At 68.9% G+C, this 13,054-nt stretch carries 5 protein-coding genes; all 5 read right to left on the bottom strand.

All coding sequences use genetic code 11. The features are described from left to right. Positions 1-2: 2 nt before the first annotated feature. Entirely contained in the window at positions 3-446 is a 444-nt protein-coding gene (gspG, locus tag AC5P88_RS01190) for a type II secretion system major pseudopilin GspG (protein WP_004142831.1), read from the bottom strand. A 49-nt stretch (positions 447-495) separates the two neighbouring features. Beyond that, positions 496-1,716: a type II secretion system protein XpsF gene (gene xpsF, locus AC5P88_RS01185; protein ID WP_111111615.1), complete on the bottom strand. Its 1,221-nt coding sequence runs from the start codon at positions 1,714-1,716 to the stop codon at positions 496-498. A gap of 24 nt (positions 1,717-1,740) precedes the next feature. After that, positions 1,741-3,462: a type II secretion system ATPase GspE gene (gene gspE / locus AC5P88_RS01180; protein WP_106551126.1), complete on the bottom strand. Its 1,722-nt coding sequence runs from the start codon at positions 3,460-3,462 to the stop codon at positions 1,741-1,743. Between the two features lie 137 nt (positions 3,463-3,599). After that, positions 3,600-5,492 (bottom strand): S8 family serine peptidase, encoded by a 1,893-nt coding sequence (locus AC5P88_RS01175; protein WP_106551127.1) that lies wholly within the window; start codon positions 5,490-5,492, stop codon positions 3,600-3,602. A gap of 157 nt (positions 5,493-5,649) precedes the next feature. Continuing rightward, the gene (locus AC5P88_RS01170; RefSeq protein WP_495224061.1) at positions 5,650-12,831 is read right to left on the bottom strand and encodes an ESPR-type extended signal peptide-containing protein; all 7,182 of its coding nucleotides are present in this window, start codon (positions 12,829-12,831) and stop codon (positions 5,650-5,652) included. Positions 12,832-13,054 lie beyond the last annotated feature (223 nt).

The following is a 13,054-nucleotide window of genomic DNA, read 5'->3' as shown; positions in this document are numbered from 1 at the left end:
GGTTACGGCTGGTAGCGGATGTCAGCGTCGACGCTGCTGCCACCGGCCTTGCCATCCTTGCCCAGGCTGATCAGTTCATACGGCTGGCCTTCGCCCGGCGCGCGGTACTCCAGCGCGTGGCCCCACGGGTCATTCAGGTCGGCCGGCTTGGCGTACGGGCCCAGCCAGCCGCCGACACCGGCCGGTGCGGTCACCAGATCGTTGAGCGAGCCCGGCAGCTTGCCGGTATCGATCTGGTAGTTGTCGACCTTGGAGGCAACGGTCTGCACCTGGGCCTTGGCGATGTTCGCCTTGCCACGATCGGCGCCGCCCAGCACGCGGCTGGCGACCAGGGTCAGCACCGCGCCGATCAGCACGATGACGATGATGATCTCCAGCAGGCTCATGCCCGACTGGTTGCGCGCGGCGGTGAAGGAAAGGCGGATCGGTCGACGGGAAGCAATCATGGTCGGTCCTTTCAGTTGCGGAGTGTCGAGGTTGCGTAGGGAGCCATCATCAGCCGATGGCATTGGTCAGGTCGTACAACGGCACCAGCACGGCCACGATCACCGCACCGACCACCGAGGCCAGCACCAGGGTGATCGCCGGCACCATCGCCGCCAGCAGACGGTCGATGCGACGGGCGCTGTCCTGTTCAAACGTGTCGGCAGCTTTCAGCAGCATGGTATCGAGTGCACCGGATTCTTCGCCGACCTGGATCATCTGCAGCGCCAGGCGCGGGAAGCGCTTGCCGCGCGACAGCGCCAGCGACAGGCCGGCACCGTTCTTCACTTCGTCGGCTGCCGCTTCCACGTCGGCAGCCAAGGCGCGGTTGCCCAGCACGTTGCGTGCGATGCCCAGCGCACCGAGCAGCGGCACGCCGTTGCGCAGCAGGGTGCCCAGCGTGCGCGCAAGCCGTGCGGTTTCCAGTTCGCCCAGCAGACGGCCGATGCCGCGACGCTGCAGCAGCCATCCATCCAGCGCCAGCCGGAACGCCGGCTGCCGTACCTTGCGCTCGAAGAACAGCGCCAGCAACCCCGGCACTACCAGCAGCAGTACCCACCAGTCGCGCACGAACAGGCCCAGCTGCAGCACCGCGTTGGTGAACCACGGCAGCGCCACGTCCAGGCTTTCGTACATCTGCGCGAACTGCGGCACCACGTAGCCGAGCAGGAACAGCAGCGCGCCGCCCACCACCACCAGCAGGATGGCCGGATAGACCAGTGCGTTGATCACCTTGCCCTGCAGCGCGCGGCTGCGTTCGAGGTAGTCGGCCAGCCGCTGCAGGGTCTCGTGCAGGCTGCCACCCGCCTCGCCGGCACGCACCATGTTCACGTACAGGCGCGAGAACAGGCCGTGCTGGCGTTCCAGCGCGGTCGACAGCGGCGCACCGCCGCGCACCACGTCGCGGATGTCGGTGATCGCACGCCGCGAGCGTTCGTCTTCCGGCAGGCCCAGCAGGATCGACAGTGCACGGTCCAGCGGCTGGCCGGCGCCAAGCAGGGTCGCCAGCTGCTGGGTGAACTGCAGCAGCGCCGCGCCCTGCAACGGGCGCTGGCGCAGCAGCGTGCGCCAGCTGCTGCCGCCGACCACGCCGCCATCGGCCAGCTGGGTCTCCATCGGCAGGTGGCCCTGATCCTGCAGGCGCGCGACCAGTTCGGCCTCGCTGGCTGCTTCCATCTGCCCGTCGAAGATCTCGCCGTGCGGATTGAGCGCCTTGTAGCGGTAGTTCGGCATGTCAGCCCCGGCGTCCTGCGCGCATCAGCTTTCCTCGGTCACGCGCAGCACTTCCTCGATGGTGGTCTGCCCGCTCAGCGCCTTGGACAGACCATCCTCGTACATCGTGCGCATGCCGGCTTCACGGGCGATGCGTTCGATCTCGCCCATGCCATCGCGGCGCATCACCGCGCGGCGCAGCGCATCGTTCATCACCAGGAATTCCATGATGGTGGTGCGGCCCAGGTAGCCGGTCGGCGCCAGTGCCGAAGGCTTCGGGCGGTATAGATGGATCGGCCCTTCCGGTTGCAGACGGCGCAGCTCGAAGCGCTCGATCTCCTCCGGCGAGGCTTCATAGCGCTCGGCGTGGGTCGGCTCCAACCGGCGCACCAGGCGCTGCGCCAGGATGCCGTTGATGGTGGAGGTGAGCAGATAGTCCTCCACGCCCATGTCGAGCAGGCGGGTGATGCCGCCGGCCGCATTGTTGGTGTGCAGGGTGGACAGCACCAGGTGGCCGGTCAGCGCCGACTGGATCGCGATGCGCGCGGTTTCCAGGTCGCGCATTTCGCCGATCATGATGATGTCCGGGTCCTGGCGGACGATGCTGCGCAGTGCGTTGGCGAAATCCAGGCCGATCTGCGGCTTGGCCTGGATCTGGTTGATGCCCTCGATCTGGTACTCGACCGGATCTTCCACCGTGATGATCTTGACGTCGGCGGTGTTGAGCTGGCTAAGCGCGGTGTACAGCGTGGTGGTCTTGCCCGAACCGGTCGGGCCGGTGACCAGCAGGATGCCATGCGGTTGTTCCAGCACCTTGCGGAACTGCGGAAGGAACGCATCGGTAAAGCCGAGCCGATGGAAATCGAACACCACCGTTTCGCGGTCGAGCAGGCGCATCACCACGCTCTCGCCGTGCGCGGTCGGCACCGTGCTCACGCGCAGGTCCAGCTCCTTGCCCTGCACGCGCAGCATGATGCGGCCATCCTGCGGCAGGCGGCGCTCGGCGATGTTGAGGCGGGCCATGATCTTGATGCGGCTGATCACCGCTGCGGTGAGGTTGGCCGGCGGGCTTTCGCCCTCCACCAGCACGCCATCGACGCGGTAACGCACCTTCAGCCGGCTCTCGAACGGCTCGACATGGATGTCCGAAGCGCGCAGCTCCACCGCACGCTGGATCACCAGGTTGACCAGGCGGATCACCGGCGCTTCCGAGGCGAGGTCGCGCAGGTGCTCGATATCGTCGACCGCGCCGCCCTCGCCGTCTGCGGTTTCAACGATCGCGCCCATCGCGCTGCGGCCCTGGCCGAACCAGCGCTCGACCAGATCATCGATCTCCGCACGCATGCCCAGCACCGGCGTCACCGGTACGCCCAGCGCCAGCTGCACAGCCTGCTGCGGATAGGGATCGTGGGCATCGGCCAGCCACAGCCGTACACCCTGTTCATCCAGTGCCAGCGGGCATACATGGAACTGCTTGAGGAAACGCAGGGACAGCGGCAGGCCCTCGGCCAGGCCCTGGGGCGGTGAATCCGGCAACTGCTTGCCATCCAGCAGCGGCAGACCCAGCACCTCGGCGCTGGCCTGCGCCTGGTCACGTTCGGATACCAGCCCCAGCCGCACCAGCAGGCCGAGCAGGCTGCCGCCCGCCTCCGCGTGCAGCGGCCGAGCCCTTGCAAGATCGCCCTCCTTGAGGCGGCCACGCGCCAGCAACGCATCCAGGATGCGACCTTCGGCGTCGTCGGCGGCGGTTGCAGCAAGCGCGTTCACGTGACTCTCCTGTCAATCGGCTCGACTTTAGCAGTTACGCCGTGATTTCCGTCGCCCCGCCGCCCGCTTTCGTAAAAAGACGAAGCCCGTCACATGCGGGTGACGGGCTTCGGCCATTCAACTACCGAACTGCGCGCTTACTGCGTGGCGAGAATGCTCACGCCGCTGTATGCCGCCTCGCCCACCACCTTGATGTAGTAGGTGCCGGCGGTCGCTGCAGTCACGCGCACCGTTTCCGAGGTGCCCGGGCGGGTCGAGCGCGCATCGTTGTCGGTGGCACTCGGCTCGCGGCCCTTGGCCAGGTAGACCGACACATTGCCGGTGCCACCATAGGTGATGACGCTGAGCTGCTTGCCTGCCGCGGCCTCGAAGCTGTAGAGCACGCTGCTGCCGGCGGCACCACTCAACCCGCCGATGGCCACCTTGTTGGTCAGCGGCTTGGCCACCGGACCGCAGTTCTCGGTGCACGGCTCTTCCAGCGCCTTGTCCAGCGCGGCCTTGGCGTCGACGATGCCGGTGCCGATCGGGGTGGCGGACGGAATGCTGACCGGGAACGGACGTGCCGTTTCCTTCAGCAGGGTCCGCATGCCTGCCGGTGCGAGCGGGTCGCGGTTGGCGGCGATCAGCGCGCTCTGCACCAGCGCGGCGACGGCAGCCACATGCGGTGCCGCCATCGAGGTGCCGGCCTTGCCGCCCAGGGTGTAGCCCTCGGTGGAACCGGCTGCCGGCGGCGACGTCTTGCTGCTGGACACCGCCTGCCAGACATAGCCGTTCGGATTGCCGTCGGTGACGCCACCGCCCGGACCGGACAGATCGATGCGGGTACCGAAGTTGGAGTAGTAGGCCATGGCACCGGTGATGCCGGTCGCGCCGACCGAGACCACGCCATCGCAGTTGGCCGGGCGGGCATTGGCGACATTCATCGAGTCGTTGCCGGCTGCCACCACCACCAGGGTACCTCGGTTGGTGGCACCGGTGATGGCCGCCTGGTAGGCCGGATCACAGCTGCCGGAGCCGCCCAGGCTCATGTTGATGATCTCGGCCGGATTCTGGTTGGCAGGAATGCCGGCCACGGTACCGCCCGAAGCCCAGGTGATGGCGTCGGTGATGTCCGACAGGGTGCCACCGCAGTAGCCGAGCACGCGCACCGGCAGCACCTTGGCCTTGTAGGCCAGGCCGGCGGTATGCAGGCCGTTGTTGGTGGCCTCGGCGATGGTGCCGGTCACATGGGTACCGTGCCAGCTGCTGTCACGTACCGGCGAACCGTCGTAGCAGGCATTGGCGGTGGGCATCCAGTCACCGTAGTCGAGCGCACCCGGCACGCGGCCGTCGGCGGCACGGCGCGAGCGGCTGGCCTGGCTGATGAAGTCGTAGCCCTCCAGCAGGGTGCCGGCGGCAAAATCCGGGTGCTCGGGCAGGATGCCGGTATCGAGCACGGCCACCACGATGCCCTCGCCCTGCGAGACGTCCCATGCGGCCGGTGCGTTGACGCCGCCGACCGGGTTGTGGAAGTGCCAGTTGTGGCTCTGGTAGTACGGATCGTTGGGCACGAAGTTGGGCGACGCATCGGACTTCGCGACGGCGTCCGCGCGCGGCGACGACGCGGCATCGATCGGATACATGACGGCGTCGGCCACCGCATATTCGACGGTCGGGTCAGCCTTCAGTTCGCCCAGCACCTTGTCCAGCTCGGCGCGCGCGATCCCTCCCTGCAGGCGGATCAGATCGGCACCGATGCCGAGCCTGCGGGCCACCTGCGGGCGCAGCGCGGCACTGCGCGCAGCCGCGTTGGTGCCTGCCGGCACGGCACGCGCGATGGCCGAGTTGACCACGGCCAGCTTGGCGTTTGCATCGGCAGCTGCGGCGCTGCCAGCGCGGTACTTCACGATGATGCCATCAACCTGCTGCGTCTTCGGGCCGGACAACGGCGCATTTGCTTTCAGGTCGGCGGCCTGTGCCAGGCCAACACCGGTCAGCGACAGCACGGCGGCTGCCAACACATTGATGCGAAGGTTCTGCTTCTTGATCACGTCGAATTCCTCTTCTGGGTCATGGATCGAACCAACACTGCGGCCATCATTCCTTGACGACTCCCGGCCGGCCCAGCCGGGATTGCCGTGACCTCCCCCCAGGCCCTCGTTGCAGGTGCTGCGCCGGCGTGGGTGGCCGCCGGCGCGATGGAGTGGCTTACCAGCCGAAGCCGGCGCCGACGCCGACCGAGCTGTCGTCGCTGCTGAAGGCACCGCCGACCGTCACCGTGGCGCGATCGCTGATCGCACGCTGGTAACCCAGCGACAGTGCCGATTCGCCGCCCTGGAAGCCGATGCCGACGCCGACCCGGTTCTGGGTGCGGATACCGGCAGCACTGGTGGCCATGTTGAGCATCGCCGCGCTCATCGCGCCCTGGCGGTCGATGCGGCGATCCATGTGCCGCAGGCGCCCGTCGACCTCGCCCTTGAACACATCGAAGCTGTCGGCGACGGCCTGCACGCGGCTGTCGGTGTAGCTGTTGGCGGTGGCCATGCCACGATCGAGCTGGCCCTTGTTGACCGCATCGGTGGCGGTGGTACCGGCTGCCACGTTGGTGACCTGGCGCTCGTTGCCTTCGCTGCCCACCGACACCGTATTGGCACGATCGGCAACCGAGCCCTGGCCGAGCGCCACAGCGTTGGCAGCGGTGGCACTTGCACCCTGGCCGATGGCGGTGGAGGAAGCGCCGCTGGCCACTGCGCCGTCGCCCATGGCGACCGCGTTGAGACCCGATGCCGGGGTGCCCACCGGGATGCCCGCACCCGCCGCCGCAGCGGTCGGCGTGCCCTGCACGCGTGCGGTGCTGGCCGGTGCAGCATCGGCCGCCGCCGGTGCTTCGGCAACGCTGGCCAGTGCGCTTTCATCCAGCGAGGCACTCATCGAACGCAGGCTGGCCGTTCCCGAACGCGTACCACCGGCGGTGCGGCGGTCGATCTCGCTGACCTTGCGGTCCAACGCACCCAGCGCATCACCGACGTTGCTGTAGGTGGCGCCCTGGATCACGTAGTTCGGCGCCACGAACACGCCCTGCATGCCGACGCTGGCGCCGCCCCCCAGGAAGCTGGCGGCATCGCTGAGCGACTGGAACAGCTGGCCGCCATTGATCGCCTGGCGGCTGCCGGCGGCGATGCTGCCGGCACCGACGTTGTCGATGGTGGTGCCCTGGAAGCCGGACAGGGTCAGGCGGTCACGGCTGGCGTCGTCGTAGCCGACTGCACTGGCCGCCGTGGTCTCCACCGTGGCGATGCGCGAATCGAAATCACCGACGCGGGTTTCCACTGCGCCCACGCGCTGGTTGGTGACATTGAGCTGGGAGCCGGTCACCGCGTCACTGCTGCCGGCAGCGACGCGGCCATCAGCCACGTTGACGATGCGGCGCGTGGCCGGGCCATCGGTGCCGTTGCCACCGCCGACCGACACCACGTTGGCATCGAGTGCGCGCGAGCCCGCACCCAGTGCCACCGAGTTCGCGCCGGTCGCACCGGCACTGCTGCCCAGCGCCAGCGCGCCATTGCCGATGGCCGCCGCGTTGGCACCGAATGCGTTGCCGCGCGCGCCACTGGCGCTGGCTCCCGAACCGAGCGCTGCCGCGTCACTGCCGCTGGCACTGGCGGTGCCGGTACCGCTGGCCTTGACGTAGCGCGCCGTGCCATCGGCGGTTGCAGCAACCGCGTCAAGCTGGCCGCGGTTGACCGCGTCGGTGCGCTCGGTGCCGGCCGCAACCCGGGTGATCTGGCGATCGCTGGTGGTGCTGCCCACCGAGACGGTGTTGGCACGATCAGCCACCGAGCCCGAACCCAACGCCACGCTGCCTGCGGCGCTGGCGGTGGCACTGACGCCCACCGCCGTGGCGTTGGCGGCGGTGGCCTTGCTGCCGTAGCCGACCGCAGTGCCGAGGCGACCGCTGGCATCGGCGTAGCTGCCGATGGCCGAAGCGCCGTCAGCCGAAGCATTGGCGCGGAAACCACTGGCCTGCGCCTGCGTGCCGGTGGCCGTGGCCTGCGCACCGCTGGCGGTGCTGTAGGGGCCCTTGGCCTGGGCACCGGCACCGGTGGCGCTGGCGCCGGTTTCGCTGGCGCTGGCACCGCTGCCTACCGCCACGCTGTCGACACCGGCCGCCTGCGCGGCGTTGCCCAGTGCGGCGGCGTTGCTGCCGGTGGCGAGTGCATCGAAGCCGACCGCCGTGGCATTGGCGGCCATGGCGTTGGCGCCGCTGCCCAGCGCGGTCGCACCGTTGCCGATCGCATTGGCCGCATTGCCGGCCGCAAGCGCATTTTCACCATCGACCAGTGCACCGGCCTCGCCATCGGCATTGCCGCTGGCCTGGAACTGGCGGCTGGTCTTGTCGGCGACACTGGCAACGGCATCGAGCTGGCCCTTGTTCACCGCATCGGTGGCTTCGGTACCGGCGGCAACGTTGGTGACCTGGCGTTCGCTGCCGGCCTTGCCAACGGCCACCGTGTTGTCGCGGTCAGCCTTGGAACCGGCACCGAGCGCAACGCTGTTGCTGCCATTGGCGGTGGCGTTGGCACCCAGCGCCGTGGCGTTGGTACCTGCCGACCAGGCATTCCAGCCAATGGCCGTAGCGTAATCCTCGGTGGCCCACGCACCGGCACCGAATGCGGCCGCACCGGTGCCACTGGCGCGCGACGGAACCAGGCCGAAGAAGGTGCTGCCGCCGATCGCCACGCTTTCCGCACCGCTGGCTTCACTCGACTGACCCACCGCAACCGCGCCGGTGCCCGCCGCCGCTGCCCCGAAGCCCACCGCCGTGGTGTTGGCGCCGCTGGCAGCCGAGCCGTAGCCGAGTGCGGTGCCGAGGCGACCGGTCGCTTCGGCATAGCCACCCACCGCTGTGGTGCCATCGGCGGAGGCCGCGCTGCGGAAGCCGCTGGCAAGGGACTGTGCGCCACTGGCGTTGGATTCAGTACCGTTGGCGGTGCTGTAGACACCGCTTGCCTGTGCACGCGCGCCCACTGCGCTTGTCCCCACTTCGCTGGCGCTGGCGCCGCTGCCCAGGGCCAGGCTGTCCTCGCCGGTGGCCTGTGCCGTGCTGCCCAGTGCCGCCGCGTTGTTGCCGGTCGCCAGCGCATCGATGCCGACTGCGGTGGCGTTGGCGGCCAGCGCATTGGCACCACTGCCCAACGCGGTAGCGCCGTTGCCGATGGCGTTGGCCGCATCACCGGCGGCCAGCGCATTGTCGCCCTCCACCAGCGCTCCGGTTTCACCATCGGCATTGCCGCTGGCCTGGAACTGCCTGCTGGTCTTTTCCGCGGCGGCGGCTACGGCATCGAGCTGGTTCTTGTTGACCGCATCGTTGCCCTGCGTGCCATCGGCCACGTTGGTGATCTGGCGGGTGTTGCCGCCGCCGCCCACCGACACGGTGTTGTCGCGGTCCGCAATCGAATCCGCACCGAGCGCCACGCTGTTGGCCGCGCGCGATTCCGCCGCATTGCCCAGTGCGGTGCTGTTGATGCCTCCCGACCAGGCGCCACCGCCCACCGCCGTGGAGTAGTTGCCCGAGGCTTCGGTGGCCAGCGTGCCGAACAGCGAACCACCAATGGCGACGCTGTTGGTGCCGGTGGCCAGGCTGCCCTGGCCGGTGGCGGTGCTGTAGGCGCCGGACGCCTGCGAATCGCCGCCCAGCGCCACGCTGTTGGAACCCGAGGCGTTGGCGAAGTTGCCAAAAGCGGTGGCATTGAAGGCCGAAGCCTGTGCATAGCCGCCGATGGCGGTGCTGTAACCACCGGTGGCTTCGGCACCGATACCGAACGCTGCCGCAGCCGTGCCGCTGGCCACGCTCTCGCTGCCGACCGCGGTGGCACCACTACCACTGGCGTTGCTGAAGTAGCCCACGGCTACGGCTTCTTCGCCGGAGGCTTCGGACAAGGCACCGCTGGCGGTGCTGCCCGCGCCGCTGGCGATGCTGGCCGCGCCGAACGCCGCACTCTGCTCACCGCTGGCTTCGCTTTCCGCACCCTGCGCAGTGGCGTATTCGCCGGTGGCCTGTGCATTGGCGCCTACGGCACTGGCATTGGCGGCGGTCGCCAGCGCGTTGAAGCCGATCGCCTGCGCATTGCCGGCCAGCGCATTGGCACCGCTGCCGAGCGCGGTGGCGCCATTGCCGATGGCGTTGGCCGCATCACCTGCGGCCAGCGCGTTGTCGCCCTCCACCAGCGCACCCGCCACATCGTCGCCGTTGCCGCTGGCCTGGAAGAAGCGGCTGGTGGTTGTGGCGGTGCTTGCCACCGCGTCCAGCTGTGCCTTGTTCACCGCATCGGTGGCCTGGGTACCGGCGGCGACGTTGGTGACCTGGCGCTCGTTGCCGCTGCTGCCCACCGACACCGTGCGTGCGCGGTTGGCGACCGAGCCCGCGCCGAGTGCGACGGCATTGCTGGCACTGGCATTGCTGCCCGCGCCCAGCGCGATTGCACTTTCGCCGCCGGCCACCGTGTTGGTGCCGATGGCGATGCTGTTGATGCTGTTGCCCAGCGCCTGGAAGCCCAGCGCCACGCTGTTGTCGCCATAGCCGAAGGCACCACGGCCGACTGCGGTGGCGCTGGTGCCGTTGGCCCAGCTGTTGTAGCCGATCGACGTGGCGCCAGCGCCGCTGGCCCATGCTGCATTGCCGAACGCCGAGGCGTTGGTGGCGGTCGCCCACGCACCGGAACCAAAGGCGCTGGCGCCGCTGGCGGTGGCCCAGCTGTAGCCGCCCACCGCGGTGCTGTCATCGCTGCTGGCGAACGCACTGTCACCCACCGCCACCGCATACGCGCCGGTGGCGCGCGACTTGCCGCCGGCGGCGAAGCTGTTGTCACCGCTGGCCTTGGCCGCATTGCCGAAGGCGCTGCTGGCAGCACCGGTGGCCTGCGCAGCGCTGCCGACCGCCGTGGCATCGGCCACGGCCGTGGTACCCACCTGCTGCGCCTTGCCATCGGCACCGATGATCGGCTGGTTGAACTCGTCGTAGGCCTGGCCCAGGCCACCAATGGCGACACCGCCATTGCCGGTGGCCGTGCTGTTTCGGCCCACCGCCACGCTGTCATCGCCGATTGCCGACGCGGCCGCGCCATGCGCAACCGCGCCAGCACCGATCGCATTGCTCGACGAACCGGCCGCGATGGCCCCCTCGCCTTCCGCCAACGCACCGGCATCACTGCCAGCTTCCGGCTGTGCCTGGAAGAAGCGCGCGGTGCTGTCGGCGGTGCTGGCCACCGCATCCAGCTGCGCCTTGTTCACCGCATCGGTGGCTTCACTGCCGGCTGCGACGCTGGTGATCTGCCGCTCGTTGCCGGCACTGCCGACGGCCACGCTGTTGGCACGCACCGCTTCGGAGTTCGCGCCCAGCGCGACGCTGTTGGCGCCGCGTGCAGTGGCGTAGTAGCCCACCGCAGTGCTCTGCGCACCACTCGCCCAGGTCTGCGCGCCGAGCGCACTGGCGTTCTCGCCCGGCGCATAAGCGAAGTAGCCCACTGCGGTGGCTTCGGCACCGGAGGCTTCGCTGAGGCTGCCGTTGGCCACGGCACGGTCGCCGCTGGCGATGGCGCCTGCGCCGACCGCAGTCGCCGATTCACCGCTGGCCTGTGTCTGCACGAAGAAGCCCAGGCCGGGAATCAGGTCGGCAGGGCCGCCGATGGCAACGCTGCTGGTGCCCGTGGCATTGCTCTGCGTACCCAGTGCCGTGGAGTAGTCACCGATGGCATTGGAAACCGCACCGAACGCCGACGCCTGCGCGCCGGACGCATAGGCCCCCACGCCATAGGACGATGCAGCAAAGCCGCTGGCATCGGCACTTGCGCCGACGGCCGTACCACCCACGCCGGCACTGGTGGCGCCGGTGACCACCGGCACGCCACCACTGGTGATCAGCGGGTTGCCGTTGGCATCCACCGCAGCGCCTCCGACGGCCACGCTGCCCGGTCCGTTGGCCTGCGCGTTGTTGCCGAATGCTGCGCTGTTCTGGCCAGAGGCCAGCGCGTTGTTGCCCACCGCGGTCGCGTTCTGCGCAACGGCGGTGGCACCGGCACCGACCGCCGTGGTGCCATTGCCGATGGCATTGGCGGCCTCGCCGGCGGCCAGCGCGTCGTCACCTTCAGCCAGGGCACCGGCATCGCTGTTGCTGCTGCCGGTGGCCTGGAAGCGCTTGGCGGTGGCATCGGCCACCGCTGCAACGCCCTTCAACTGGCCGACGTTGACCGCATCGGTATCTTCGGTGCCGGCGGCAACGCTGGTGATCTGGCGGGTCAGCCCGTATTCGGCGGCACCGACGGACACGGTATCGACACGGTCGGCCAGCGAACCGGCGCCCAGCGCCACGCTGCCGGTAGCGACTGCGGCGGAATTGGAGCCCAGGGCCGTGCTGTATTCACCGACGGCCGTGCTGAACGCACCGACGGCGATCGAGGCTTCGTTGGCGGCGGTGGCGCCGCGACCGAGCGCAGTGCTGCCCGGGCCCATCGCCACGGCACCGCCACCGACGGCGGTCGCACCATCGGCGGTGGCTTCGGACAGTGCACCCAGTGCCGTTGCTGCACCGTTCTCGCTGGCGGCATACGCACTGGCGCCGACGGCGGTATCGCCAAGACCGAAGGCTGCTGCGCTCTGCCCGACCACTACGCTGGCATCACCGATCGCCAACGCACCCTGGCCGAACGCGCTGGCGCCGATGCCCGCAGCTATGGCCTGGGTACCGATGGCAGTGGTGGCGTTGGCCAGCGACTGCGCACCGGCGCCGGCGGCCAGTGCACCCTCGCCCTGGATCTTCGCCGCGTCGCTGTCATCACCTGCGCCGTCGGCCTTGAAATAGCGGTTCCCGTCTGCGGCAACGTTGGCCAGCGCGGCCTGCGTGGCGCGCGCCTGCGCATCCAGCTGCGCCTTGTTCACTGCGTCGGTCGCCTGCGTGCCTGCGGCGACGTTGGTGACCTGCCGTTCCTTGCCGGCATCACCGACGGAGACGGTGTTGGCGCGCGTGGCCCTGGAGCCCGCGCCCAGCGCCACGCTGTTGGCCGCACTGGCACTGCTGTTGCTGCCGATCGCCACCGCATTGCTGCCCTTGGCCGTGGCCGAGCCTTCGATCAGGCACTTTTCGAGCAGCTTGCCGCTGAATGCCACGCAGGTGGCGCTACCGCCGATCTGCACCGACTGTGCGGTGGCAGAGCCACTCATGCCCAATCCCAATACCAGGCCCAGTGCCACCGCCAGCAGTGCGGGCGTGGCCTGTGTCGCATCGCGGCGCTGGTCGACGACCCCACCACTGCTGCTGTCGGAGGAAGCCAGTTCCGAGGCCACCACCAACTGACCCAATGCTTTGTTCCAGACCTTGCGATAAATCCGATTCATCGGTACGGCTCCTGATTGGACTGGTTTTGGGCAAAGCAACGCCACCGCTGGGCTTTCCGGCCCAACGTCCCCTGGGGGCGTTTATTCGCGTGATTTACTGCGGGGTATTGCCGAACGGCGCGCAGCGACAGAAAACCGAGCGCGTGCGCCAACCGGTTACTGCGAAATGAATGATTCTGAAACGGGGTTCAAGTGTTAACGGCAACTTTGCAGATCGTCAAGA

This window comes from Stenotrophomonas sp. YJH_SMC_8, assembly GCF_059371315.1.
The sequence above is the reverse complement of the archived record's forward strand: the minus strand, read 5'-3'. Positions and strand labels throughout refer to the sequence as shown.